26 protein-coding genes are annotated in these 25,755 nt (G+C 58.8%); 18 read left to right on the top strand and 8 right to left on the bottom strand.

Annotated features, from left to right (window positions below; all coding sequences use genetic code 11):
- The 4 genes from AB6V08_RS06425 (at position 1) to pptA (ending at position 3,607) form a co-directional block, all read left to right on the top strand.
- Positions 1–1,281, top strand: a complete 1,281-nt coding sequence (locus AB6V08_RS06425; protein WP_368541904.1) for an NAD(P)/FAD-dependent oxidoreductase — start codon at positions 1–3, stop codon at positions 1,279–1,281.
- Between the two features lie 39 nt (positions 1,282–1,320).
- On the top strand, positions 1,321–2,586 hold the full coding sequence (puuE, locus tag AB6V08_RS06420; protein WP_368541903.1) for a 4-aminobutyrate transaminase: 1,266 nt from the start codon (positions 1,321–1,323) through the stop codon (positions 2,584–2,586).
- A gap of 137 nt (positions 2,587–2,723) precedes the next feature.
- Complete coding sequence (locus tag AB6V08_RS06415; protein ID WP_368541902.1) at positions 2,724–3,338, top strand: glutathione S-transferase family protein; 615 nt, start codon at positions 2,724–2,726, stop codon at positions 3,336–3,338.
- Between the two features lie 38 nt (positions 3,339–3,376).
- Positions 3,377–3,607 (top strand): tautomerase PptA, encoded by a 231-nt coding sequence (gene pptA, locus AB6V08_RS06410; RefSeq protein WP_368541901.1) that lies wholly within the window; start codon positions 3,377–3,379, stop codon positions 3,605–3,607.
- A gap of 39 nt (positions 3,608–3,646) precedes the next feature.
- On the opposite strand, the gene AB6V08_RS06405 is transcribed toward pptA, so the two are convergent.
- Positions 3,647–4,543 carry a LysR family transcriptional regulator gene (locus tag AB6V08_RS06405; protein WP_368541900.1) on the bottom strand — a complete coding sequence of 299 codons (897 nt, stop codon included), beginning with the start codon at positions 4,541–4,543 and terminating at the stop codon, positions 3,647–3,649.
- Between the two features lie 131 nt (positions 4,544–4,674).
- Here AB6V08_RS06405 and AB6V08_RS06400 point away from each other — a divergent pair, with 131 nt between their 5' ends.
- Genes AB6V08_RS06400 through AB6V08_RS06390 form a run of 3 tightly spaced genes read left to right on the top strand, consistent with a single transcriptional unit; the run spans position 4,675 to position 8,331 of the window.
- Positions 4,675–5,985 carry an MFS transporter gene (locus AB6V08_RS06400; protein WP_368541899.1) on the top strand — a complete coding sequence of 437 codons (1,311 nt, stop codon included), beginning with the start codon at positions 4,675–4,677 and terminating at the stop codon, positions 5,983–5,985.
- Positions 5,986–5,996: 11 nt separating this feature from the next.
- Positions 5,997–7,064, top strand: a complete 1,068-nt coding sequence (locus AB6V08_RS06395; RefSeq protein ID WP_368541898.1) for a tartrate dehydrogenase — start codon at positions 5,997–5,999, stop codon at positions 7,062–7,064.
- A 4-nt stretch (positions 7,065–7,068) separates the two neighbouring features.
- On the top strand, positions 7,069–8,331 hold the full coding sequence (locus AB6V08_RS06390) for a glycerate kinase (protein ID WP_368541897.1): 1,263 nt from the start codon (positions 7,069–7,071) through the stop codon (positions 8,329–8,331).
- 10 nt (positions 8,332–8,341) lie between these two features.
- Here AB6V08_RS06390 and AB6V08_RS06385 read toward each other — a convergent pair whose 3' ends face one another.
- Entirely contained in the window at positions 8,342–9,301 is a 960-nt protein-coding gene (locus AB6V08_RS06385) for a LysR family transcriptional regulator (protein WP_368541896.1), read from the bottom strand.
- Between the two features lie 116 nt (positions 9,302–9,417).
- On the opposite strand from AB6V08_RS06385, the gene AB6V08_RS06380 reads away from it, so the two are divergent.
- Together AB6V08_RS06380 and AB6V08_RS06375 are read left to right on the top strand one after the other, a co-directional pair.
- Complete coding sequence (locus AB6V08_RS06380; protein ID WP_368541895.1) at positions 9,418–10,278, top strand: MBL fold metallo-hydrolase; 861 nt, start codon at positions 9,418–9,420, stop codon at positions 10,276–10,278.
- 118 nt (positions 10,279–10,396) lie between these two features.
- Positions 10,397–11,032: a helix-turn-helix domain-containing protein gene (locus AB6V08_RS06375; protein ID WP_368541894.1), complete on the top strand. Its 636-nt coding sequence runs from the start codon at positions 10,397–10,399 to the stop codon at positions 11,030–11,032.
- A gap of 62 nt (positions 11,033–11,094) precedes the next feature.
- On the opposite strand, the gene AB6V08_RS06370 is transcribed toward AB6V08_RS06375, so the two are convergent.
- The gene (locus tag AB6V08_RS06370; protein ID WP_368541893.1) at positions 11,095–11,571 is read right to left on the bottom strand and encodes an N-acetyltransferase family protein; all 477 of its coding nucleotides are present in this window, start codon (positions 11,569–11,571) and stop codon (positions 11,095–11,097) included.
- Positions 11,572–11,655: 84 nt separating this feature from the next.
- Here AB6V08_RS06370 and AB6V08_RS06365 point away from each other — a divergent pair, with 84 nt between their 5' ends.
- Entirely contained in the window at positions 11,656–12,579 is a 924-nt protein-coding gene (locus AB6V08_RS06365) for a LysR substrate-binding domain-containing protein (protein WP_368541892.1), read from the top strand.
- On the opposite strand, the gene AB6V08_RS06360 is transcribed toward AB6V08_RS06365, so the two are convergent.
- A complete protein-coding gene (locus AB6V08_RS06360) occupies positions 12,576–13,463 on the bottom strand; it encodes a LysR substrate-binding domain-containing protein (protein ID WP_368542118.1) in 888 nt (295 codons plus the stop codon). The genes AB6V08_RS06365 and AB6V08_RS06360 overlap by 4 nt on opposite strands.
- 132 nt (positions 13,464–13,595) lie before the next feature.
- On the opposite strand from AB6V08_RS06360, the gene AB6V08_RS06355 reads away from it, so the two are divergent.
- Positions 13,596–14,168: a hypothetical protein gene (locus AB6V08_RS06355; RefSeq protein ID WP_368541891.1), complete on the top strand. Its 573-nt coding sequence runs from the start codon at positions 13,596–13,598 to the stop codon at positions 14,166–14,168.
- A 25-nt stretch (positions 14,169–14,193) separates the two neighbouring features.
- Positions 14,194–15,312 carry an aspartate-semialdehyde dehydrogenase gene (gene asd, locus AB6V08_RS06350; protein ID WP_368541890.1) on the top strand — a complete coding sequence of 373 codons (1,119 nt, stop codon included), beginning with the start codon at positions 14,194–14,196 and terminating at the stop codon, positions 15,310–15,312.
- A gap of 49 nt (positions 15,313–15,361) precedes the next feature.
- On the opposite strand, the gene AB6V08_RS06345 is transcribed toward asd, so the two are convergent.
- Both AB6V08_RS06345 and AB6V08_RS06340 read right to left on the bottom strand, forming a co-directional pair.
- Positions 15,362–15,892 (bottom strand): GNAT family N-acetyltransferase, encoded by a 531-nt coding sequence (locus AB6V08_RS06345; RefSeq protein ID WP_368541889.1) that lies wholly within the window; start codon positions 15,890–15,892, stop codon positions 15,362–15,364.
- Between the two features lie 19 nt (positions 15,893–15,911).
- Positions 15,912–16,211, bottom strand: a complete 300-nt coding sequence (locus AB6V08_RS06340) for an ArsR/SmtB family transcription factor (RefSeq protein WP_368541888.1) — start codon at positions 16,209–16,211, stop codon at positions 15,912–15,914.
- A 160-nt stretch (positions 16,212–16,371) separates the two neighbouring features.
- On the opposite strand from AB6V08_RS06340, the gene fusA reads away from it, so the two are divergent.
- Positions 16,372–18,471: an elongation factor G gene (gene fusA, locus AB6V08_RS06335; RefSeq protein ID WP_368541887.1), complete on the top strand. Its 2,100-nt coding sequence runs from the start codon at positions 16,372–16,374 to the stop codon at positions 18,469–18,471.
- A gap of 60 nt (positions 18,472–18,531) precedes the next feature.
- Here the strand turns inward: fusA and AB6V08_RS06330 are convergent, their stop codons facing one another.
- Positions 18,532–19,104, bottom strand: coding sequence for a flavin reductase family protein (locus AB6V08_RS06330; protein WP_368541886.1), 573 nt, complete (start codon positions 19,102–19,104; stop codon positions 18,532–18,534).
- Positions 19,105–19,239: 135 nt separating this feature from the next.
- Between AB6V08_RS06330 and AB6V08_RS06325 the strand changes: the two genes are divergently transcribed.
- The 4 genes from AB6V08_RS06325 (at position 19,240) to nhoA (ending at position 23,502) form a co-directional block, all read left to right on the top strand.
- Positions 19,240–19,932 (top strand): ABC transporter ATP-binding protein, encoded by a 693-nt coding sequence (locus AB6V08_RS06325; RefSeq protein ID WP_368541885.1) that lies wholly within the window; start codon positions 19,240–19,242, stop codon positions 19,930–19,932.
- On the top strand, positions 19,929–20,897 hold the full coding sequence (locus tag AB6V08_RS06320; RefSeq protein ID WP_368541884.1) for an ABC transporter substrate-binding protein: 969 nt from the start codon (positions 19,929–19,931) through the stop codon (positions 20,895–20,897). Before AB6V08_RS06325 ends, AB6V08_RS06320 begins: the two co-directional genes overlap by 4 nt.
- A 39-nt stretch (positions 20,898–20,936) precedes the next feature.
- The gene (locus tag AB6V08_RS06315) at positions 20,937–22,592 is read left to right on the top strand and encodes an ABC transporter permease (protein ID WP_368541883.1); all 1,656 of its coding nucleotides are present in this window, start codon (positions 20,937–20,939) and stop codon (positions 22,590–22,592) included.
- Positions 22,593–22,665: 73 nt separating this feature from the next.
- Positions 22,666–23,502, top strand: a complete 837-nt coding sequence (gene nhoA, locus AB6V08_RS06310; protein WP_368541882.1) for an N-hydroxyarylamine O-acetyltransferase — start codon at positions 22,666–22,668, stop codon at positions 23,500–23,502.
- Between the two features lie 25 nt (positions 23,503–23,527).
- Here nhoA and AB6V08_RS06305 read toward each other — a convergent pair whose 3' ends face one another.
- Positions 23,528–24,457: a LysR family transcriptional regulator gene (locus tag AB6V08_RS06305; RefSeq protein WP_368541881.1), complete on the bottom strand. Its 930-nt coding sequence runs from the start codon at positions 24,455–24,457 to the stop codon at positions 23,528–23,530.
- 156 nt (positions 24,458–24,613) lie between these two features.
- Here AB6V08_RS06305 and AB6V08_RS06300 point away from each other — a divergent pair, with 156 nt between their 5' ends.
- The gene (locus AB6V08_RS06300) at positions 24,614–25,702 is read left to right on the top strand and encodes a 4-oxalomesaconate tautomerase (protein ID WP_368541880.1); all 1,089 of its coding nucleotides are present in this window, start codon (positions 24,614–24,616) and stop codon (positions 25,700–25,702) included.
- Positions 25,703–25,755: the final 53 nt, after the last annotated feature.

Here is a 25,755-nt window from a genome sequence, read left to right as displayed (position 1 = left end):
ATGACCGAACATACCACAAGTTACTATGCCGCCAGCGCCAATAAATATGCCCCGTTCCCCACGCTCAACGAAGCGATAGACTGCGATGTCTGTGTCGTCGGTGGGGGCTATACCGGCCTCTCATCAGCCCTGCACCTGGCTGAAGCCGGATACAACGTGGTCGTGCTTGAAGCCGCGCGCATCGGCTTCGGTGCGAGCGGACGTAATGGCGGGCAGCTGGTTAACTCCTACAGTCGCGATATCGATGTTATTGAAAGAACATACGGTATGGAAACGGCAAGAATGCTCGGCAGCATGATGTTTGAGGGCGGCGAGATCATTCGCGAACGCATTCAGCGCTATCAGATTGACTGCGACTACCGTCCGGGCGGGCTGTTTGTCGCGATGAACCACAAGCAGCTTGCCATCCTTGAAGAGCAGAAAGAGAACTGGGAGCGTTACGGCAATAAGCAGCTCGAACTCCTGGATGCAAAAGCCATTCATCGTGAAGTTAACAGCGATCGTTACACCGGCGCACTGCTGGATCGCAGCGGCGGTCATATCCATCCCCTGAATCTGGCCATCGGCGAGGCGGATGCTATTCGTTTAAACGGCGGCAGGGTGTATGAACTTTCAGCCGTCACCGGCATTCAGCACACGTCACCGGCCGTGGTGACGACCGCGAACGGAAAGGTGACGGCAAAATACGTCATTGTCGCCGGTAACGCCTATCTGGGCGATAAGCTGGAGCCCGCTCTGGCTAAACGCAGCATGCCCTGCGGGACGCAAGTCATTACGACGGAGCCTCTGTCAGACGCGCTGGCTCGCTCGCTGATCCCGAACAACTACTGCGTGGAAGATTGTAATTACCTGCTGGATTACTATCGCCTGACCGCCGACAACCGTCTGCTGTACGGCGGCGGCGTTGTCTATGGGGCGCGTGACCCGGACGATGTTGAGCGTTTGGTTTTACCGAAGATGCTCAAAACGTTCCCGCAGCTAAAGGGCATTAAGGTTGATTATCGCTGGACGGGCAACTTCCTGCTTACCTTATCCCGCATGCCTCAATTCGGTCGTCTGGATAAAAATATCTACTACATGCAGGGCTATAGCGGCCACGGTGTGACCTGTACCCATCTGGCGGGACGTCTTATTTCTGAACTCCTGCGTGGCGATGCCGAGCGCTTTGACGCCTTTGCCAACCTGCCACATTACCCGTTCCCGGGGGGGCGGACCCTGCGAGTGCCATTCACCGCAATGGGTGCAGCCTATTACAGCCTGCGCGATCGTCTGGGTGTCTGATGACTTCGATTAACGAAAACTACATAAAGGTCTGCAATCATGAGTAACAATGAACTTCATCAACGTCGCCAGTCTGCCACGCCGCGCGGCGTTGGCGTCATGTGTAATTTCTTCGCTCAGTCGGCGGAAAACGCCACCCTTACCGACGTTGAGGGGAATAAGTACATCGATTTTGCCGCCGGGATTGCGGTGCTTAACACCGGGCATCGACATCCTGATCTGGTCGCAGCCGTGGAAAGCCAGTTAAAGCAGTTTACCCACACCGCCTATCAGATTGTGCCTTATGAAGGTTACGTAAGCCTGGCGGAGAAACTCAACCAGCTGGCCCCGGTCAGTGGCCCGGCGAAAACCGCCTTTTTCACCACCGGCGCAGAAGCCGTTGAGAATGCGGTTAAAATTGCGAGAGCCTACACCGGACGCCCGGGCGTGATCGCCTTTAGCGGCGGATTCCATGGTCGTACCTATATGACGATGGCGCTGACGGGGAAAGTCGCACCGTACAAGCTGGGCTTTGGCCCATTCCCGGGCTCGGTATTCCACGTGCCGTATCCCTCTGAACAGCAGGGTGTGACAACCGAAGAGACGCTGAAGGCCATCGAACGTCTGTTTAAAGCGGACATTGATGCCAAACAGGTGGCGGCGATTATTTTTGAACCTGTGCAGGGCGAGGGCGGTTTTAACGTTGCGCCCAAAGAGCTCGTCACCGCAATACGTCGCCTGTGCGATGAGCACGGAATTGTCATGATCGCTGATGAAGTCCAGAGTGGTTTTGCCCGTACGGGCAAGCTGTTCGCCATGGATCACTACGCTGAAAAACCTGACCTGATGACCATGGCCAAGAGCCTGGCAGGCGGTATGCCGCTCTCTGGCGTGGTGGGTAATGCAAAAATAATGGATGCACCGGCGCCGGGAGGGCTGGGGGGAACCTATGCAGGCAACCCGTTAGCCGTGGCGGCCGCGCATTCGGTATTAGATATCATTGATAAAGAATCACTCTGCGATCGCGCTCGCCGTTTGGGCGAGCGTCTTAAAGAGACGCTGATTGTTGCAAAAGAAAGTAACCCCAATATTGCATCAGTCCGTGGTCTTGGTTCGATGATTGCCGCGGAGTTTATTGATTCGAAGAGCGGTGAACCTTCAGCGGCTATAGCGCAAAAAATTCAGCAGCGCGCCCTTGATAAAGGCCTGCTTTTGCTGACCTGTGGCTCTTACGGGAACGTAATTCGATTCCTCTATCCGCTGACCATTGCGGAGAAACAATTCACCGCGGCAATGGAAATTCTGCAGGAAATCTTAACTGAGTAACGGTGCTTTTCTCCTTTAGCGTGCTGACGAAGAGATTGCCCGCGCGACCGCGCCGGGCAATCCTTTTATGCAAATAGGCTCTTCTGCAAATGTGGCGTGCTCTACACTTAGGGTTTTCTCCCTGAAAGGGCAACACGATGAAACTCTATGGCGTACCCGGCTGGGGCTCGGCCATCAGCGAAGTGATGCTGACCCTGGCAGACATTCCTTATCAGTTTGTTAACGTAGACGGTTTTGATCGGCCCGGCCCCCAGCGCGAGCTGTTGAAAAAGCTGAACCCGCTGTGCCAGGTGCCGACGCTGGAGCTGGAAAACGGGGTGATAATGACCGAAACGGCGGCGATTGCCCTGATGGTGCTCGACCGCTGCCCGGATCTGGCGCCGCCCGTCGGCAAAGCCGAGCGCCAGCAGTTTCAGCGTTTGCTGATCTGGTTCGTCGCCAACGTTTATCCCACCTTTACCTATGCCGATTATCCCGACCGCTGGGCGCCCACCGCGCCGGACGAGCTAAAGAAAAACTGCATTGAGTACCGTAAATCGCTCTATCTGTGGTTCGATAGCCAGCTCCAGGCCGCACCGTTTGCGCTGGGGGAACAGCTGACGCTGCTCGACGTCTATATCGCCGTCGCGCGTACCTGGGGCCCGCGCCATGAATGGTTTGCGGCGAATACGCCGAAAATCAGCGCGATTGCAGATTCCGTCTGCGCGCTGCCAGAACTGCACAAGGTGTTAAAGGCTAACGACATTATCTGATAACGTGGAACGCCCATTGATAAAAAGGAAGCCTGCACATGCCGCACGTAGATATTAAATGTTTTCCCCGCGAACTGAATGACGAGCAAAAAACCGCCCTGGCGGCGGACATCGCCGACGTGATTGTTCGTCATTTAAGCAGCAAAGACAGTTCCGTCTCGGTCGCGCTGAACCAGGTTCAGCCGGAAGCGTGGAAAGAGCAGGTCTGGGACGTTGAGATTGGCCCGAAGATGGACGAGCTGATCAAAAAGCCCGGCTACTCGATGTAAGCCATATTGCCGGGAAAGGCGACGCCGCCGCCCGGCAATTTACCCATACAGCTCCGGATGTGCCGCCAGCAGCGCGAGCATATTATCCCTGATCTCATCCTGCGCGCCGTTCATCCATACCGCTTCCAGCGGCATCCCCGTCGCCTCTGACCCCGTGATCTGCACAAACTTCACCCCTGCGACCTGAAAGCGGCTGCTCCAGGCGGGCACAATCGCCAGGCCAATCCCTGCGGCAACCAGGTTGATAATGGTCTGCTTCTCGTCCGCCATCTGTGACACTGTCACCTGAACGCCCGCGTTGTGAAACAGGTTCATGGTTAAATCGTGGCTGTGGGGCCGCGAGCGCCGCTCGGGCAAAATCATCGGCATCCCTTCCAGCTCGGCGATATCCACGCAGTCCCGCCCGGCAAAGGGATGGCTGGCGGGCAGCGCCAGTATGCCGGGTTCATGGCATAAAAACGCGCGGCCAAACTGGGCGTCGAGCTGGGACGGCGGGCGAATAAACACCAGATCCAGCCTGCCGCTTTTCAGCTTTGGCAGCAGATGCACGGTTTTATCTTCGAAAAGCTGAATTTCTACGTCCGGATAACGCTGGCGAAAAAGGTGCAGCAGGCCGGGCAAGAGCCCGATCGCCGCGCTGTCGATGGTGCCGACGCGTAAAAGCGGCTGCGCGCGGCGGGGATTTTGACGAAATTGCAACATAATCGCGTCCGCGTGGGCGAGCAGTTTGCGCGCCTCTTCCCGCAGCAATACGCCGTTTTCGGTCAGGGCCACCCGACGGGTGGAGCGGGTAAACAGCCGTGTGCCAAGTGCCTCTTCTAAAAGACGAATATTCCTGCCTAGCGCTGACGGAAGCATGTCCAGACGCTGCGCCGCCTCGCCAAAATGCAGCGTTTCCGCCACGGCCATAAAGCAGCGTAAGTGATGAAGCTCCATAATTTCTCCGCGTCCGATTATTGCATTTTTTTGTATAAACCGTAGCGCATGATCCTGCAAGAAAAATCCGCATACTCAATCACAGCAGCCCGACTGCGACCCTACATATAAAATTATAAGGAACACCTCCCATGACCTGCACAATCGAACAACGGGTCATGCGCAAGATCACCTTGCGCATCGTCCCTTTTATCATGCTGTTGTATTTCATCGCCTTTCTTGACCGCGTGAATATCGGCTTCGCGGCGCTCACCATGAACGAGGAGCTGGGCTTCTCGCCCGCCGTGTTTGGCTTTGGCGCGGGGATCTTCTTTCTCGGCTATTTCCTTTTTGAAGTCCCGTCCAACCTGATCCTGCACAAGGTCGGCGCCCGCATCTGGATAGCGCGGGTAATGATCACCTGGGGCCTGGTGTCCGGCGCAATGGCCTTCGTACAAGGCACCACCAGCTTCTACACGCTGCGCTTCCTGCTCGGCGTCGCCGAGGCCGGATTCTTCCCCGGCATCATTCTCTACCTCAGCTACTGGTTTCCGGCGCAAAAGCGCGCGCAGGTCACCGCCATTTTTATGGCCGCCGCGCCGATTTCCACCGCGCTGGGCTCCCCGGTGTCAGCCGCGCTGCTGGAGATGCACGGGCTGATGGGCTTCTCCGGCTGGCAGTGGATGTTTGTGCTCGAAGCGGTTCCGGCGGTGATTCTGGGCGTGATGGTGCTGTTCTGGCTCACGGATCGTCCGGAGAAGGCCCGCTGGCTCTCTGACGAAGAGCGGGGCTGGCTGATGGCGACCCTCGAGCGCGAAAACGCGGCGAAGCAGGCCACGGCGCAGCACAGCGTCTGGAAAGGGCTGCTGGATAAACGCGTCCTGGCCCTGTCGCTGGTCTACTTCGGCACCTCTGCCGGGCTGTACACGCTCGGGATCTGGTCGCCGCAAATCATCAAAACGCTCGGGATCTCGTCGATGGCGGTAGGGCTGCTGAACGCCGTTCCCGCCGTGATTGCGGTCTGCGCGATGGTGCTGTGGGCGCGCCACTCGGACAAAACCGGCGAGCGTCCGTGGCACGTTATCGGCGCCTGCGTTCTGGCGGCGGTCGGGCTGTTTATGGCCGGAAACGCCGCCAGCGTGGTGGGCGTGATCTTCGCGCTGACCGTGGTGAACTGCGGGATCAGCGCCTCTAAGCCCCCGCTGTGGAGTATGCCAACGCTGTTTCTTTCGGGCTCTGCGGCGGCGGCGGGGATCGCCACCATCAACTCGCTGGGCAACCTCGGCGGCTTTGTCGGGCCGTTCATGATTGGCCTGATTAAACAGCAGACCGGGAGCTACGCCTGGGGGCTGTGGTTTGTCGCCGGGCTGCTCATTCTCTCTTCTCTCGTTGTCCTGTGGCTGTCGGCTTCGTCCCGCAAGGCCCGGGCCAGCGGAACCTTAATTCAACCAAAACACCAATAAGGAACAGACTCATGAAAGATTACGCCATTGCAGCCATTCCGGCAGACGGCATCGGCCCGGAAGTGATTTCCGCAGGGGTTGACGTACTGCACGCGCTGGCGGAGCGTCAGGGAAACATGCGCTTTTCGGTTCACACCTTTGAGTGGGGCTCGGACTATTACAAAACCCACGGCGTGATGATGCCGGAAGACGGGCTGGAGCAGCTTAAGGCCTTCGACGCCATCTACTTTGGCGCGGTTGGCGCGCCGGACGTGCCGGATCACATCACCCTGTGGGGGCTGCGTCTGCCAATTTGCCAGGGCTTCGACCAGTACGCCAACGTGCGTCCAACCAAAATCCTGCCGGGCATTCAGTCCCCGCTGCGCAAGGCGGTGCCGGGCACGCTCGACTGGGTGATTGTGCGTGAGAACTCCGAAGGGGAGTATTCCGGCAACGGCGGGCGGGCGCACCGCGGCCTGCCGGAAGAGGTGGGCACCGAAGTGGCGATTTTTACCCGCACCGGGGTGACGCGCATTATGCGCTACGCCTTCCGTCTGGCGCAGTCTCGCCCGCGTAAGCTGTTAACCGTGGTCACCAAGTCTAACGCCCAGCGTCACGGCATGGTGATGTGGGATGAGATTGCCGCCGAGGTCGCGCGGGAATTCCCGGACGTGACCTGGGATAAAATGCTTGTCGACGCCATGACCGTGCGCATGACGCTGCACCCGGAGTCGCTGGATACCATCGTCGCCACCAACCTTCACGCGGATATTCTTTCGGATCTGGCGGGCGCGCTGGCCGGCAGCCTGGGGGTCGCGCCGACGGCGAATATCGATCCTGAGCGCCGTTTCCCGTCGATGTTTGAACCGATTCACGGCTCCGCGTTTGATATCACCGGAAAAGGCATCGCCAACCCGGTGGCCAGCTTCTGGACGGCGGCCCAAATGCTGGAGCACCTCGGGGAAGCGGACGCGGCGACCCGCCTGATGGCGGCGGTGGAAGCCGTGTGCGCCGAGGGCATCATGACGCCGGACGTGGGCGGCACGGCCACTACCCGCGAGGTCACCCAGGCGGTGATCCGCGCCATTCGTGAAGGTTAAGCCTATGGTTCAGACGACCGACAGCGCCCTGAGAGGGGCGCTTACTGAAATCTTTATGGCCGCCGTCAAAAGCGCCGATCCCTATGCCGCGCTGGTGGGCGCGCTGCCGGAAAAACCGCGCGGACGCTGCATCGTGGTGGGGGCTGGTAAAGCCAGCGGCGCGATGGCTGCGGCGCTCGAAGCGGCCTGGCCGGACGTCGACATGCAGGGCGTGGTGGTGACCCGCTACGGACATGCGGTGCCGACCCGTAAGATCCGCATCGTTGAGGCCGCGCATCCGGTGTCGGATGCCATGAGCGAAGTGGCGTCGATGCTGATGATGGAGCAGGTGAAAAACCTGGATGAAGAGGACTGCGTGATTGCGCTGATCTCCGGCGGCGGCTCGTCGCTGCTGGCGTTGCCGCGACAGGGGATCGCGCTCGCGGACAAGCAGGCGGTGAACAAAGCCCTGCTGAAAAGCGGCGCGACAATCCATGAGATGAACACCGTTCGCAAACAGCTCTCGGATATCAAGGGCGGGCGGCTGGCGCTGGCGGCGCGTCCGGCGCGGACGATCACCTTAATCATCAGCGACGTGCCGGGGGACGATCCGCAAAGCATCGCCTCCGGGCCAACGGTGGCCGATAGCTCCACCCTGGAAGAGGCGCTGGAGATTGTGCGGCGCTACCGCCTCGACCTGCCGGAGCACGTCATGCGGGTGCTGAAAACGCCGCGACCCGCCGTGACGACGTCAGATATTCACCAGGATATCCGCACGATCGCCACCCCGTCCGGCGCGCTGACCGCGGCGGCAGCGGTCGCGGCCCGTATGGGCTTTACGCCGCTCATTCTCGGGGATGCCCTGGAAGGCGAAAGCGCGCAGCTGGGCATTATGATGGCCGGGATAGCGAAGTCGATTAAACAGCACGGCGTGCCGGTAAAAGCCCCGGCGGTGCTGCTGAGCGGCGGCGAAACCACGGTGACCATCGGCGCGAACGGCGCCGGACGCGGCGGGCGCAACACCGAGTTTTTGCTCTCGCTGGCCTGCGCGTTAAAGGGCGAGGCGGGGATCTATGCCATCGCCGGGGACAGCGACGGCATTGACGGAACCGAAGACGCGGCGGGGGCGATCGTCACCCCTGACACGCTCACCCGCGCGAACCTTGATGCCAGAGCAATGCTCGCAGCGCACGACAGCTACAGCTACTTTGCCGCCAGCGGGGATTTAGTGATGACCGGCCCTACGCTCACCAACGTAAACGATATCCGGGCGATCGTCGTGCTGTGAGGCGCGATCGTTACGGCGCCGTCGAGCGGGATGTTGACTGTTTCTCTGGAAGTAATAATCCCTGAAGGCGGTCGCCGTTTGCCGCGAACAGCTCGCTAAGCCAGTCGACAAATACCCTGACTTTTGGCGCCAGATAGCGCCTGTCGGGGTAGAGCACCGAGACGGGCTTAGCCGCGGTGGTGTATTCCCCGAGCACTTCAACCAGCCTTCCGGCCTGAAGATGGGGCGCGAGGACGGCGTGGATCCCCTGCAAAATCCCCAGCCCGGCGAGGCCGCAGGAGAGCAAAATATCCGAGTTATCCACCAGCATCGTTCTGGCCGGACGCAGGATGCGGGCTTCGCCGTTCTGGGTAAACCGCCAGTCCATCACCGTTCGGCTGTGTCCGGCGAAGAACATCACCGCGTTATGCCCGGCCAGATCGTCCGGGGTTTTCGGCTCGCCGCACCTGTCGAGATAAGCCGGTGCGGCGCAGGTGACCAGCCGGGCCTCACCCAGCCGTCGGGACACCAGCGATGAATCCTGCAGCTCGCCCATGCGGATCACGCAGTCGATCCCTTCCGCCACCATATCGACGCGGTGATCGGAGGAGGTCAGCTCAATCTCGATATCCGGGTAGCGCGCCTGAAAGGCGGACAGCGCGGGAATGAGGATCGCGTGCGCCAGCGAAAGCGGGGTGTCCACCCGCAGGCGTCCGCGCGGGGGGCGCGTGGACGAGAACGAGGCCATGACGTCATCCACGTCGTTGAGCAGCATTTTCGCCCGCTGGAGGAACGCTTCCCCTTCGGACGTGAGGCTGATTCTGCGGGTGGTGCGGTGCATCAGGCGGGTGCCCAGATCGTCTTCCAGCTGCTGGATCGCCTTCGTGACGGCGGGGCGGTGAAGGTGCAGGACATCCGCCGCGCGGGCAAAGCTTCCCTGTTCCGCCACCTCCACGAAGATGTTCATCAGCTCAAACATTCTGGCGCTCATTGCGCTCCCGCCTTTTGATTATTTCAATATGGAGAATAGTGTAATACGAAATTGCCGCTTTTTACTGCCGGGCCATGCACTTATGCTGACGTTATGCAACCAAGAGAGGTGATGATATGCCGTTAATTGATTCCTGGCAGGCGCCAGCGGTGAACCGTAAAAAGGTGGGTGACGCAGTCGTGACCCTGTTAAGCGACGGCCACCTGGACGCCTCGTTTGAACTGCTCTCCGGCATTACGGGCTCAAAAGCCGAAGCGCTGCTGCAAAAGCGGGGCGTGTCGCCGCTGCCGCGCATGAACATCAATATCTACGTGATCCAGACGGGCACTCACACCATTCTGGTGGACAGCGGAGCGGGTAACTTCAGGGGATGGGGCGGACGGCTGCCGGTGGCGCTGGCGGCGGCGGGAATCGACCCGCTGCACATCGATACCGTTTTGCTGACCCACGCGCATCCCGACCACATCGGCGGCCTTGCCGGGCCGCTTGCCACCCCGCATTTCCGCAACGTCGAGCGGCTGTTCGTTCACGAAAACGAGCTGGCGTTCTGGCGCAACAAAACGCTGCAGGCGAGTGCGCCGGACGGCTTCAGGCCCGCGTTCGAGCTGGCGCTCAACGCCTTTGCCGCCTACGACGACAGGCTGGTGGCCTTTAAGCAGGAGGCGATTTTACCGGGGATTCAGGCCGTTCCGCTGCCGGGACATACGCCAGGCCACACGGGTTATCTGGTGGGTAACGAGCAGGATTCTCTGCTGATCTGGGGGGATATTGTTCACTTCCCGCACATTCAGGTTGAGCATCCGGAGGTCACTATCGCGTTCGACAGCGATCCGGCAGCCGCAGCCGCCACGCGTAAGCGCCTGCTGGAGCAGCTCGCGTCGGACAGCCTGGGCGTGACCGGGATGCACTTTAATACGCCCGTAAGCGCGACCATCAGGCGTGAGGAGGGGGCGTTTACCCTGCACTACGACGCGTAAAACCGGACAGGGTGCGCGATAAGTGTGTGAATTTGCGCACTATCCGGAACCCTGTTCTCTTTATAAAAATCCCGTCACTGGATAGAATTAGCGCATCCACAGCGAAGGGATATCAACCATGACCGCCCGAGTCGATTACCACATTGAGAAATATCTTCTGACCGAGGCCGCCGAGCCGGAACGCCTGACGCGCCAGTGGGCAGAAGTGCTGGAGGAGTGCCGCGAGCAGAAGTCCGGCGCTGAAGAGCGGCTGCGCAGCGCGCTGCTGAATGTGGATTACGTCACCAGCTTTGAGCTTCCCTTCCGCCTGCTCCTTACCCGCGCGCCGCAGCTCATCGACGCCGTCAGGGATGAACTCCAGATAAGCCAGAAAAACGTCCTCTTTAACGGAAAACGGTTCGGCTGCGTCTATAGCCTTAAAATGAATCTGGCCGGGATCCCGGATGAGTTCAGCTATCACCTTAAAACGCGCATTCAGCGCAGCGACGCGGGCGGCAGCAGTGAAGCGCCGTACCGGCAAATCGCCCAGCAGGTGAAAGCGCCCCGGGAGCGGCTCAGGCTGGCGCTGGAAAGCGGGCTGTCCGTGACGGCGCTCGACGGGCTTTTCTGGTTCGGCATTCAGCGCATCGCCGCGGACGTGCAAAGGCTGAGAAAAAGCGGGATGAGGATTGTGACGTCGGAGGCAGAGGTGTTTGACAGCCTGACGGGAACGGTCAGAAGGGTGCCGGTTTATCGGCTCGCCGAGCCCGTTTAGACGCTGCGCGTCGGCAAAAAAACCGCCGTGCTGCGGCGGTTTTTCTGGCTCAGATTGCCTTCTTATTCCGCGAATTTCAGCAGCGCGTCCCCGTCCAGGCGATAGCGTACCCACTCCGACTGCGGCAGCGCGCCGATGCTGACGTAAAAATCAATCGCCGGCTGGTTCCAGTCCAGCACGCTCCACTCAAGGCGACCGCACTGGCGCTTCACCGCGTACTGCGCGATCGTTTTCATCAACGCTTTTCCCGCACCGTGCCCGCGATAGTCTGGCGAAATGTACAAGTCCTCCATGTAGATCCCGTTGCGCCCGAGCCAGGTGGAGTAGCTGGTGAAGAAAACGGCGTACCCGACGGCTTTGCCCTCGATTTCCGCGATTAGCGCTTCGGTTTTACTCCCCGCGCCGAAAAGCGTTTCCCGAATTTCATCCGGGGTCGTAACCACTTCTTCTGGCGCTTTTTCATACACCGCCAGCTCATAAATCATGTCGTAAATGGCCTTTGCATCTTCCGGACGCGCCTGACGAATGGTGAAGCTCATGTCTGTTCCTGTCGTGGGTATGATGTTGATGGCGTCAAGCATACGGGGTATTGTCAGAAGAATTAAGTGCAATGAAATCAACAAATGATGAATATTATGCATCCGGCGCTAAGGCGTCTCGATCTCAACCTCCTGCCTGTTTTTGACGCCATTTACCGCCACCGCTCCGTCCGGCTCGCCGCCGACGAGCTGGCGATGAGCACCTCGGCGCTGAGCCATGCGCTGTCGCGGCTGCGTGCCGCGCTTAACGATCCGCTGTTTTATCGGGAAGGGCACCGCATGTGCCCCAGCGTTTACTCTACGCAGCTTGCACCGTCTATCGCCTCTGCGCTCAGGCTGCTCAATCAGGAGTTGACCCCGCAGCCCGATTTTGACCCGGCCGAAAGTACGGAGTCGCTGCAAATCGCCATCACGGATTTTACCGCGCTGTGCATTTTTCCCGCGCTGATGGAAAGGCTTCAGCACGAGGCGCCGGGTTTGCGCCTGGAGCTGCGCTACTTGCCCCACAGCCCGGCACTGACGGAGCTGCTGGCGGGCGAGGTGGATCTGGCGCTTGGGTTCAGCACGCCGGACGAAACCCTGAATCCGGAGCTGGAGGAGATAAGCTGGTTCGAGGATGAGTATGTGGTTATCAGCGGCGGCAATCGCACCCGGCTGACCCTCAGCGACTATCTCGCCGCCCGGCACCTGGTCGTTACGCCCTGGAACGAGAAGCGCGGCGTTCTCGATATACAGCTTGAGGCGATGGGCTACACGCGGCATGTGGCGTTGAAAACGCCCTCCATGCTGAGCGCGCCGTTTATCGTCGCACAAAGCGAACTGCTGATGGCGATCCCGCGCTACGCCGCCGAGACGCTGGCGAAGGCGGCAAACCTCACGCTTTTCGCCTTACCCTTCGAAATCCCGCCGTTTGAGGTGAAGATTTTTTCACACAGGCGCAGCGGCCAGCGCGGCGTGACCCGCTGGCTGAAAGCCAGGCTGCAAACGCTGGCGGCCGAGAGGCGTTAGGGCTGCAACAGGTTTAGCATCCACGCCCGCAGGGCAACGATTTCAGGACGGTTCGCGGTCTCTTCCAGCGTAACCAGATAATAGTTCCCGCCGGGCAGGGTCAGTTCGAAGGGCGCAACCAGCACGCCCCGGGCGACCAAATCGTCTACCAGCAGTTTGCTGGCGATGACCGCGCCGTGTCCCGCCACCGCGGCCTGCAGGGCATGCGTTTCATCGCTAAAGTGCAGGCCTCTGGCGGTGTTCAGGTTGTACGGCCCGTATTTTTTCTTCCAGTTATCCCAGTCTGGCGTGTCGGCAGGAACGTGCCGGTTTTGCACGTGTAACAGCATCACGCGGTGTAAATCCTCGGGGCGGGATAACGCCAGCTTCGGGCTCGCCACCACAATAAAGCGGTCTTCGTACAGCAGCGTACTGTGTAAATCCCTTTCTGCGGTTTCCCGATAGCGGATCGCCACATCGACCGTGCGCTGTTTTAAGTTCATGCGCTCAACGCTTGTATGTAAATGCACGTCGATGTGGGGAAACTGCTCATTAAAGTCGGCCAGCCGCGGCACCAGCCAGTTGGTCAGAAAATTGGAGGTGGTGGTGACCGTCAGGGCAGGCGGCTGCCTGGCAAGGCCAATTTTTGTTACGGCATCCTCCAGCGAAGAAAAGGCGTTTTGCGTGCCGGCGTAAAGCAGATGGCCTTCTTCCGTCAGGCTGACCCCCTGGGCGCTGCGCTCGAAAACGCGGCACTCCAGCTCCGACTCAAGCAGACGGATCTGGTGGCTCACCGCGGTAGCGCTGACGTTAAGCTGCTGCGCTGCCCCCTTGAAGCTGAGGCATCCGGCAACCGCATGAAAAGTGCGAAGCGTACCGAGCGGGGGTAAACGTGTTTTCATGATGAGTTATTTTCATCCATGCCTGAAAAATGTGACTTTGAATACCCCATTATATAGGCGCTATGCTCGCATCATACCCAGTGAAAGATGATTTTAATTTCATGTTATGACGTATGACCGAGGCAACGTGACGCTATGACTCTATTAACCAACATCTCACTCCCCGCTGAAAACGAACGCCTGACGGCGGGCCTGTTTCTGGTGAGCGGCCTGGCCGCCCAGATAGCCCTTTTGCTGGCGTTTTCTGCTGCAGAAACGCCTGTTCAGGCTATTACCTCTATTTTGCTTCTATTCATTGCCCTGGCGGCCGGCTATCTGGCGGCGCAATGGGCCGTATTTTCCCGCAGGTCCAGGCGGGCGAAGATTTATACCGGGTTTCTGATCAACGCAGGCGGTTTGCTCTTATTGCTGCTCGCCGCTCAGGGGGCGCTTCACGGGCTATCTCTTCTGCCGGGCGTGATGGTTTGCGGGCTGGGACAGGGGAGTGTTATCAGGGCGATAAAAGGGGAAAACGAGCTGTTCAGGCCGCATTTTTCACCCTTCGTGACGGGGCTGGGCGTTTTGGTCGCGCTGATTGCCGTCGGGATTTGCCTGGCTATCGCCGCCCATTTTGCGGGGACGTCCGGGTATCCCTACGCGTTTGCCTCTTTACTGGATCTGTCGCTGTTAGCTGCGCTGCACGCAAAAATTACGCAGCGCGAAGGGTAATTATTACATTAACAGGGTAAATATAATGAAGCAGGTGGGTATTATCGGCTGGCGCGGAATGGTGGGTTCCGTTTTATTACAGCGCATGATTGAAGAGAACGATTTTAAAGATATTTCCGCGCATTTTTTCAGTACTTCAAATTCGGGGAGCCTCGGGCCCGTCATCGACGGGGTGGAATTTATCCTGAAAGACGCTTACGCCATTCATGCGCTAGCAGAGATGGATATTATTATCACCTGCCAGGGTGGGGACTACACGAAAGATATTTATCCTGCGCTGCTGGAGCACGGCTGGGATGGATACTGGATTGATGCCGCCTCCGCGCTTCGAATGGACGACAGGGCGTGTATTATTCTTGACCCTGTAAACCGCGCCATTATCGACCGCGCGGTCAACGCGGGCGTGAAGCTTTTTGTTGGGGGGAATTGCTCCATAACGTTGAGCCTGATGGGGCTGGCGGGCTTGATTCAGTCAAACCTGATCGAATGGATGAGCGTAATGACCTATCAATCCGCATCCGGCGCGGGCGCTCAGTACGTTCGCGAGCTGATCGCGCAAAGCTATTATCTCAGCGGGAAGCTGTCCCCCGATGAACTGGAGAATTCCGGCTCCGTGCTTCCGTTGGTCAATAAGGTCAGCGCGTTGATTAATAGTGAAGGGATGCCGACTGAAAACTTCGGGGCGCCGCTAATGGGCAGCATCATTCCGTGGATTGACAGTGACTTAGGGGATGGAAATAGCCGGGAAGAGTGGAAAGGCGAAGCCGAGACAAATAAAATCCTCGGTCTTGCAGAGCGCACCATTCCCGTGAACGGGCTGTGCGTGCGGGTTGGCGTAATTCGATGCCACAGCGCCGCGATTACCCTGAAGCTCAAGCGTGACGTCAGTGAGAGCGAATTCCAGGCGCTGGTGACCCGTTCTCATCCGTGGGTGAACTACGTGCCCAATAATAAGGCGGCGAGTATGAGCCAATTAACCCCGGCGCATATTAGCGGGTCGCTCAGCGTAGGGGTGGGGAGATATAAGAAGATGTCCCTGAACCACGAGCCGATCTACTCGGTACTGACGGTCGGCGATCAGCTATTGTGGGGAGCAGCGGAGCCGTTACGCCGAATGCTGAATATTTTACTCAAGCGCATTTAATGTCCGGCTCTCAGCCCGGCGCACCACCGGGCTGAGAGCCTGAGTTCAATCACTCTTTCCGCCACGCCTCAATCCTGAGCGAATAGAGCAGGCTGGGAGGCGCGTTTTTTACATCGTGGATTTCACGTATGTATTTCAGCCCGGCTTTCTCCAGTACCTTTTGCGATGCCAGATGGTTGCTTCTGACAACGGCAGAAATTTCGGGCAACGTAAGCGCGTCAAACCCGTATTTCACCGCGCCGAGAGCAAACTCTGTGGCTAATCCTTTCCCCCAGGCTTCGGTGGCAAAACGGTATCCGAGGTTGTTCACCGTGATATCGGCATGGGTCACAACGCTCAGCCCCCCGAATCCAATTACGCGCTCGGGCGCGTCGCGAAACGAGATGGCCCAGTTGCCAAATCCGTTCTGCTGCCAGTGCGTAAGCCAGCGGTTCATCACCGTTTCCGCATACTGGATATCCGGATAGGGGCCGGCAGGATTAAAGGTGTTGGTCGCCGGATCGCCGTAGATGCTGAAAAGCGTGGCGACATCCGATGCCGTTACGGGCCGAAGGTGCAGGCGCGCGGTCTCTAATGACACATTAACCTCCCAAAGGTCTTTAATTAGCCTGCAATAAAATGGCCATCAGCCCTGGAAAACGGGCGTCCAAATCGTCTCTGCGCAGTGAAATCATGTTTTCACGCCCCTGAGGGCGCTGCCAGATAACGCCGCTGTCCCGCAGCACGCGCCAGTGGTGGGTCATGGTGGATTTCACCACGTCCTCCGGGCGAAGGGCGTTGCAGCTCAGTTCGCTGCTGTCCGCCAGGCGGCGGATAATCGATAAGCGTAGTGGATTGCCGAGCGCAAACAGCACATTTTCCAGCAATATTTGTTCAGGTTCTGGGTGGTTAGGGATCATCGTTTTCCTGCGTCTAAGGTCAGATTGAGCTATATCAACAATAGGTCAACCGTGAAAAAATAGTTCGATAATACTCGTACAATAGGACTATTATAGCAAACGAACGAATACGCGACCATCCTGGTCGTCACAACACTGTCTTAATGACTAAGGATTTATCATGCCCCGACCCATCCCTCTCGAACGTTATCGCAACATCGGTATCTCCGCGCATATCGATGCCGGTAAAACAACCACCACCGAGCGCATCCTGTTTTACACCGGAATGAGCCACAAGCTGGGTGAAGTACACGATGGCGCGGCAACAACCGACTGGATGGCGCAGGAGCAGGAGCGCGGGATCACCATTACGTCCGCGGCGGTAAGCTGCTTCTGGCCGGGGATGGACCGCGGGTTTGAGCCGCACCGGATCAACATCATCGACACCCCGGGGCACGTGGATTTCACCATTGAAGTGGAGCGCTCCATGCGCGTGCTCGACGGCGCGGTGATGGTTTACGACTCCGTGGGCGGCGTACAGCCCCAGTCAGAAACCGTCTGGCGTCAGGCGAACAAATATCACGTGCCGCGTCTGGCATTCGTTAACAAGATGGACCGCCCGGGCGCGGACTTTTACCGCGTGGTGCAGATGATGCACGACCGCCTGAAGGCCAATCCGGTGCCGATTGTGATCCCGGTGGGCGCCGAAGATCGTTTCACCGGCGTGGTCGATCTCATCAAAATGCGCACCATCGTCTGGGACGATGCGACGCAGGGCATGGCGTTTAGCTATGCGCCGGTGCCGGACGATCTGCTCAGCACCGCCCGGGAATGGCGGGAAAAAATGGTGTCGGCGGCGGCGGAAGCCAGCGACGATCTGATGGACAAGTATCTGGAAACGGGCGAGCTGGACGAGGCCGATATCATTCGCGGCCTGCGCATTCGCACCATTTCCGGGGAAATCCAGCCGATGCTGTGCGGCAGCGCCTTTAAAAACAAGGGCGTGCAGCGAATGCTGGATGCCGTGATCGAGCTGATGCCGTCCCCGCTGGACGTTCCGGCTATTGATGGCGTGGATGAAAAAGGGCAGCACGCGGAGCGTCACCCGAGCGATGACGAGCCGTTCTCGGCGCTGGCGTTCAAGCTGATGAGCGACCCATACGTTGGGCAACTGACCTTTATCCGCGTCTATTCCGGCGTGCTGAAAAAAGGCGACGCGGTGTACAACCCGGTTAAGGGCAAGAAAGAGCGCATCGGGCGTATTGTGCTGATGCACGCGAACGATCGCCATGAGGTCGATGAGCTGCGCACCGGGGATATCGCGGCCTGCGTGGGCTTAAAAGATGTCACCACCGGGGATACGCTGACCGATCCGAACGCGGTGATCACCCTTGAGCGCATGGAGTTCCCGGACCCGGTGATTTCGCTCGCGATTGAGCCAAAAACCAAGGCCGATCAGGAAAAAATGGGGATCGCGCTGCAGCGGCTGGCGGCGGAAGATCCGTCGTTCCGTCTGCACACTGACGAAGAGTCCGGCCAGACGATTATCTCCGGGATGGGCGAGCTGCATCTGGAAATTATCGTCGACCGCATGAAGCGTGAGTTTGGCGTTGAAGCGAACATCGGGCGTCCGCAGGTGACCTACCGAGAAACCCTGCGCAAAGCGGTGAAGGATGTCGAAGGCAAATTCGTGCGCCAGTCCGGCGGTAAAGGGCAGTACGGTCACGTGGTGCTGAGCCTTGAGCCGCTGGAGCCGGGCAGCGGCTTCAAATTTGAAGATGCCACCAAGGGCGGCGTGGTGCCGCGCGAGTACATTCCCTCAGTGGAAAAAGGGCTGCGCGAAGCTATGAACACCGGCGTGCTGGCGGGATATCCGGTCGTCGATGTGAAAGCGACCCTGACGTTTGGTTCGTATCACGACGTCGACTCCTCGGAGATGGCGTTCCGCATGGCGGCGATCCTTGGGTTTAAAGACGGGGCGCGCAGGGCCGATCCGGCGATCCTTGAGCCGGTGATGCACGTCGAGGTGGAAACGCCGGAAGAGTACGCCGGGAATATCATGGGCGATCTCTCTTCCCGCCGCGGCATGGTGCAGGGCATGGAAGAGCAGTACGGCAGCCAGATTATCCGCGCTGACGTACCGCTGGCAGAGATGTTCGGTTACGCCACCACGCTGCGTTCGATGTCGCAGGGGCGTGCGACCTACACGATGGAATTCCATCATTATGCGGAAGCACCGCGTAACGTTGCGGATGAGATTATTGCGGGTCGGACGAAGTAATGTTAACTCCCTCTCCCCAAAGGGGAGAGGGAATGGTTACGTGCGAATTTTTTACGGAAATTACTCCAGCGCCTTCACCATCTTCCCGCTCGTCACAAACGTCCCGGCGCCCAGATGATGCAGCGTATTGAGCTTATCCCCGTCAAACTGCCAGCGTCCGGCGACAAACGCGCGTTCGTCTGCGGCGGCAGAAACCACCTCCCCGAACAGCGTGTCATATTTCTCCGCCGCGGCGGTGACGGGCAACAACCGACACTCCATCCACGCCAGGCACTTCTCCTCAATCACCGGCAGGCCCAGCTCGGGGCCGCTTATCACCGGGATCCCGTAGCAGTTGAACTTGTCTTCATCGCGCCCGCTGACGCTGCCGACGGCGTATGTCCAGTTTGCGGCGGCGACGCCGGGGATCACGATGCCGAATTTACCGCTGCGCTCAATCAGCTCCCGCGACCAGGCGCTTTTATCCACCACAATCGCGATGCGCGGCGGCTCAAACTCCACGGGCATCGACCACGCGGCGGCCATCACGTTTCGGCGATCGATACTCTCATCCACGCTGGTAATAAGCACCGTAGGGCCATGATTCAGTAAACGGCTGGCATGTTTTAACTCAACGGGGCGAAACGCGCTCATAGGAATTCCTCTCTGGGTGATTCAGGCATTAAACGGCTGATGGCGATAAGAAATCAAGACGCAACATTTACGTCATGTTTTCGTCACACTCGCTCCCTACAGTGGCGGACAGTAAATCCCAAAGAGGATAACAAGATGCTCACTTCCATAACGCTCAAAGGCGTGTCGTACGCTTTTGGCGCGAACACCGTATTGAATCAGATCGATCTGCACGTTGAGGCGGGCAGCGTGGTTGCGCTGCTCGGGCCGTCGGGGTGCGGGAAAAGTACGCTGCTGCGTCTGCTCGCCGGGTTAGCTCAGCCCGCAGAGGGTGAACTCCGCTTCGGCGACCGCCTGGTCGCGAAAGCGGGGTGGTCACTGCCGCCGGACGCGCGCGATATCGGCATGGTTTTCCAGGACTACGCCCTGTGGCCGCACATGACCGTCGCGCAAAACGTCGCCTTTCCGCTCAGGATGCGCAACATCCCGCGCCCGGCGCGCGAAACCCGCGTGGCGCAGGCGCTGTCGCGGGTGGGGCTCGGGGACTTCGCCGAACGCAAACCGGCCGGGCTGTCGGGCGGCCAGCAGCAGCGCGTTGCGCTGGCGCGCGCCATTGTCGCCGAACCCCGCGTGCTGCTCTTTGACGAGCCGCTCTCCAATCTCGATAGCGAACTGCGTGAATCACTGTGTCGGGAGATGGCCACGCTGCTGCGCCAGCTCGGGACGACCGCCGTGTATGTGACCCACGACCGCCGGGAGGCTGAAAATTTGGCCGATCGCATCGTGCATTTATCTGCCGGCAGCGTCGCTGCCGATCGTTTGATTTCATCCTCAGGGGAGTTTGCATGAAAGCCACCATGTCCGTGAAAAAAGGAGTTCTGCTCGCCATGGCGTTATCGACTGTCATGATGTCCAGCGCCCACGCGCTGACGGTGTATACCGCTGGCCCGGGATCGCTGGCGAAAAATCTGGCTACGGGTTTTGAAAAGAAAACCGGCGTGAAGGTGGATATTTTCCAGGCCACCACCGGAAAGGTCATGGCGCGCCTGGAGGCCGAGCAGGCTAACCCGCAGGCCGACATTCTGATTTCGGCCTCCTGGGACACAGCGGAAGATCTGCACGCCCGCGGCTGGCTGCTGCCGTACCAAAGCGCCAACGCGGAAAACGTGCCCGCCGACCTGAAATCCGCCGACTACGTGGCGCAGGGGGTATCCGCGCTCGGCATCGTCTGGAATACCAAAAGCGGCACGCCGGAGCCGAAAGAGTGGCAGGACCTGACCACGCAGGCGTTCAAAGATAAAGTTACCACGCCGGATCCGGCGCTCTCCGGCGCGTCGCTGGATTTGCTGATCGGTCTGCAAAATGGGATGGGGGACAAGGCCTGGTCGCTGTTCGACGCGCTGAAAAAGAACGGCATGGTGGTCAGCGGCCCGAATGCGCAGGCGGTAACGCCGGTCATGCAGGGGGCGAAGGCGGCGGTGTTTGGCGCGGTGGACTATGTCTCCTACGGCAATATCAGCCAGGGCGAGTCGCTGAAGGTGATTTTCCCGGCCAGCGGAACGGTGATTGCCCCGCGCCCGATGATGATCCTCAAATCCACCCGGCACGCCGGGGAGGCCAAAGCCTTTATTGACTATGTGCTTTCCCCGGAAGGCCAGGCGATGGTGGCCGACGCCTGGCTGATGCCCGCGCGTGAGGACGTGAAGGCGAAGCGCCCGCTGCTGAACGAGCTGAAGGTGCTGCCGACTAAAAGCGATGGCACCAGCGAACGCAGCGACATCCTCAAGCGTTTCAACACGCTTTTCACACTGTAAACCACCGGACGGGGGGAACCCCGTCTTCAGGGAACTCTCGTGAATCAACGACTTTTGTCCGCGGCGACGCTAGCGCTGCTGCTTATTCTGGTGGCGTGTCCGCTGTCGTTTATCGCCCTTCAGGCGGTATTCCCGCATTTTAACGCCGGGGTGTTTACCGACGCCTTTAGCGGCGTACCCGGCCTGCTTGCCGAACCGCATCTGCCCGCGATGCTCGGCGGCACCTTGCAGATAGCCACGAGCGTGGCGCTGGTGAGCGCGCTTATCGGCTTTCCGCTGGGGGTAGCGCGCGGGCTGTTGAACCTGCCGTGTCCGCGCCTGTGGGATCTGCTTTTTCTAATACCTTTCTTAACGCCGCCCTATATTGCCGCGCTGTCGTGGATGCTGGTGCTGCAAACCAACGGCTATTTGCAGCAGCTCACCGGAATAAACCTTAACGATCTGCTGTTCAGCAAAACCGGGATTGTGCTGGTGATGGCGCTGAATATTTTTCCGGTGGTCTATTTTGCCGTGTCGCGCAGCCTGCTGGCGAGCGGGCAGCGCCTGGCGCTGGTGGCCCGCGTTCACGGGGCGAGTGCCGCGAGGGCGTTCTGGCACGTCACGCTGCCGATGCTCTCTCCGGCGCTGGCAGCGGGAATGCTGCTGGCCTTTACGCTCGCCATTGAGGAGTTTGGCGTGCCTGCCGCACTGGGCTCCCGGGCCGGCGTGGTGATGCTGACTACCGATATCGAAAAGAAGCTGGCGGACTGGCCGGTGGATCTGTCCGGGGCGTCGATGCTTTCTGTGGTGTTGGTGGTTATCGCCCTGTCGGCGTGGGGGTTACAGAAAAAGCTGACCGGACATCATGATGTCACCAGCGTGACCGGCAAACCAACGGAAAATAGCGGGGCGAACGCGGGCGTATTTACGCTGCCGATTGTGGTGTTGATGGCATTTGTGGGCAGCATTGCGGCGATCATGCCGGGCGCGTCGATGGCATTATCCGGTGTATTAGGAACGTTGTCCGGCGGGGTGACGCTTTCTAACGTGACGTTGTCACACTACGCGGCGCTGTTCAGCCAGCAGGGTGATGCGCTGTCGGCGCTCGGCACCAGCCTGTCGCTGGCGCTGGCTGCCGCCTGTATTACCGGGGCGCTGGGCCTGATGGCCTCGTGGCTGGCGGTGGTGCAAAAGATAAAAGGGCGCGGCGTGCTGGACGCGCTGTCGCTGATGCCCGCCGCGCTGCCGGGGATTGTGGTGGGCGTCGGGCTGATCCTGCTGTGGAATCAGCGCTTCTGGCCCGTTTCGCCGTATAACACCTGGGGGATGTTGCTGTTGTCATACTGCTGCTTGCTGCTGCCCTGGCCGGTACGTTATGTGGGCAGCGCCCTGCGCCAGCTTGGGGGCAACCTGGAGCCCGCCGCGCGCGTTCACGGTGCCTCCGCGTTTCAGGCGCTGCGCTATATCGTGCTGCCGCTGGTGTCGCCCGCACTGCTGGCGGCGATGCTGATGGTTTTCGCGATTGCCTCTCGCGAGCTGGTCACCTCGCTGCTGCTTGCTCCCGCCGGAACGCAGACGGTGTCGGTCTTTATCTGGCGGCAGTTCGAGCAGGGTTCGGTCGGACAAGGAATGGCGATGGCAACGCTGACGCTTATCACCGGGCTGATTTTGATGCTGAGTGCGCTTGGCATCATGCAGCGCAACACCCAAAGATAAAAAGCACTTTTGCATCAGTGGACGCGTAAAAATAGTTTATAAACAGGGAATCTTTTTACAAGGAAACGCTGACATGTCCCCATTTTTGAGCGCCTATTTCGCCCGTACCGGCTGGCAGCAGGCGGCTTCGGTTGATATCGACACCCTGCGCGCGCTGCATTTACACCATAACTGCGCGATCCCGTTTGAGAATATCGACGTGGTACTGCCCCGGGAGATCCACCTTGACGATCTGGCGCTGGTCGACAAGCTGGTAACCGCCCGGCGCGGGGGCTACTGCTTTGAGCAAAACGGCCTGTTCGAGCGCGTCTTGCGGGAAGTCGGCTTTAACGTCCGCAGCCTGCTGGGACGCGTGGTGCTGGCGAATCCGCCGCAAATGCCGCCGCGCACCCACCGCCTGCTGCTGGTTGAGCTGAACGGCGAGCGCTGGATCGCCGACGTGGGCTTTGGCGGCCAGACGCTGACCGCGCCCATTCGCTTACTCGCCAATGAAGAGCAGACCACGCCGCACGGGCTGTATCGTCTGCTGAACGAGGGCAACGACTGGGTGCTGCAGTTCCGCCATCACGAGCACTGGCAGTCGATGTACCATTTCGATCTGGCGACGGTCTATTTTTCCGATTTCGTGATGGGGAATTTCTGGTCGGCGCACTGGCCGCAGTCCCATTTTCGCCATCATCTGCTGATGTGCCGCCATCTGCCGGACGGCGGCAAGCTGACCCTGACCAATCTGCATTTCACCCACTGGCAGAACGGGCATGTGGAAGAGCAGATACATCTGGCGGATGCCGCGGCGCTTTATCAGCTTATGCAGGAACGCTTCGGCCTGGGCGTTGACGATCCGAAGCACGGCTTCTCACTAGCGGAACTGACGGCGGTGATGGCCGGGTTCGACGCCCACGGGAAGTAGGGCGCAACAAAGATAGAAGGGCAGATTACAGCTGCGTAAACTTGCCAATCCAAGGGCTGCTGTTGTCTCCGGACCACAGTTTCAGCAGCAGCTCTCTGAATTTCTCCGCCGCCGGGCTCAGGGGCGTGCCGCGACGCTGCACCAGCCCGAGCGTCCGGCGTATCACCGGCTCAATCAGCGGGCGGCTGACCAGAACATGATGCTCGTCGGTCGGCATCGCCAGGCTGGGAACGACGGAAACGCCCAGCCCCGCTTCAACCATTCCCAGCGACGTCGACAGGTGTCGAACCTCGTAAAACCAGTTGGGTTTCCACGCCATCTTCTCGAAGGCCTGATCGATCAGCGAGCGGTTGCCGCTTGAGCGCCGGACGCCAATCAGCCTCATTCCGGCCAAATCCTCCCAGGTAACCAGCGCTTTTTGCGCCAGCTCATTGTCCCGGCGACACGCCAGAACGAAAGGTTCGTTGACCAGAGGCGCAAAATCGATATTGGGATGTGTGACGTTTATCATATTTATGCCGAAATCTGCGTCGCCGTTTAAAACGGCTTCCAGACAATCGCTGGCACTGTGCTCAAGGATGCGAATACGGATGTTTGGGTGGTCATTGTTATAATCTCGTATCACAGAAGGCAGGAAATAGAACGCGGCGGTGGGGATGCAGGAGACGGTAATCACCCCCGTCTGGTGCGTGGCCATCTCTTTAATGCTCAGGATCGAGCTTTCATAAAAATCTATTAAATTCTTAGCCTTAGGTAAAAACTCTCTTCCTACGGTCGTCAGTTTGACGCTTCGCGTCGATCGCTCAAACAGCGTCGCCCCCAGACTATCCTCCAGCTTTTGAATTCTTCGTGTTAACGCCGGTTGTGAAATATGAAGAAATTGCGACGCTTTTGTAAAACATCCGATTTCTGCAATCTTTACAAAGGCTTGTATACCCTGTAGCTCATGTTGCATCTCTGAATCCTTTCCTTATTTCGATTTCTGTACGGTAACTCAGCCGCTATTAATGTGCAAAACGAATTAATCCTGCTTTTTTTGACATTAGAGTTATCAACCGGACTGTGAAAATCTTTATAGCGTTCCTGATAAAAAGCGAAATGAGATAAACACATGTTAAAGATCCCTTGCGTATTAATGCGTGGCGGCACGTCGAAAGGCCCGGTGATTCTGGCCAGCGACCTGCCTGCGGATACCGAAGAACGCGACGCGGTTCTGCTCGGTTTAATGGGGGCGGGTCATGAGCTGGAAATAGACGGTATTGGCGGTGGAAGTCCGCAAACCAGCAAAGTGGCCATCGTCAGTCCTTCTGACAGCCCGGACGCCGACGTGGATTACCTGTTTGCGCAGGTCATGGTGAACGAACGTCGCGTCGATACCACGCCCAACTGCGGCAACATGCTCTGCGCTGTGGGGCCTTTTGCCATCGAGCAGGGGCTGGTGAAGGCGCAAAGCCCGGTCACCACCGTGCGGATCCGTAACCTCAACACCGGAACGATGGTGGATGCCGAAGTGCAAACGCCCGACTACCGGGTGGTTTACGAAGGCGATACGCAAATCGACGGCGTACCGGGTTCGGCGGCGCCCATTGGCTTAACCTTCCTCAACTCCGCGGGCTCTAAAACCGGGAAGCTGTTGCCAACGGGCAGCGTGACCAACGAGTTTGACGGCATCGAAGTCACCTGTATCGATATGGCCATGCCGATGGTGCTGATCGACGCCTCCCTGCTGGGCAAAACCGGCGGCGAAACGCCTGCGGAGCTGGATGCGGATAAGGCGTTCAAAGAGAAGCTGGAGAGCATACGCCTTCAGGCAGGGGCGGCGATGGGGCTTGGGGATGTCTCAAACAAAGTGATCCCAAAACCGGTTCTGCTCAGCCGTCCATCCCACGGTGGCACGATCCAGGTTCGCTATTTTATGCCGCACGTATGTCATAAATCGCTGGCGATTACCGGTTCGATCGGTATTTCAACCGCCACCCTGATTGAAGGTTCAGTCGCGCAGAAAATTATTGCCGACCAGCCTAAAGATTTGTTCACCAATATTGTTGATATTGAACACCCAAGCGGAAAGATTTCGGTTTCGTTATTAAAAGACGGAAATAAAATCGAAAATACCCGTGCAGCGGTAATTCGTACATCACGCAAATTATTTGAAGGCGTGGTATGCGTACCAGAGCACGTTTTATCTGAAGTTGTTTAAGTGAAAGACGCTGACTGAATGGGTCAGCACCAAACACAATACACTCTGTACCC

This window comes from Enterobacter soli (assembly GCF_964208575.1).
GTDB lineage: Bacteria > Pseudomonadota > Gammaproteobacteria > Enterobacterales > Enterobacteriaceae > Enterobacter > Enterobacter soli_A.
This window is presented reverse-complemented; position numbering and strand designations above follow the sequence as displayed.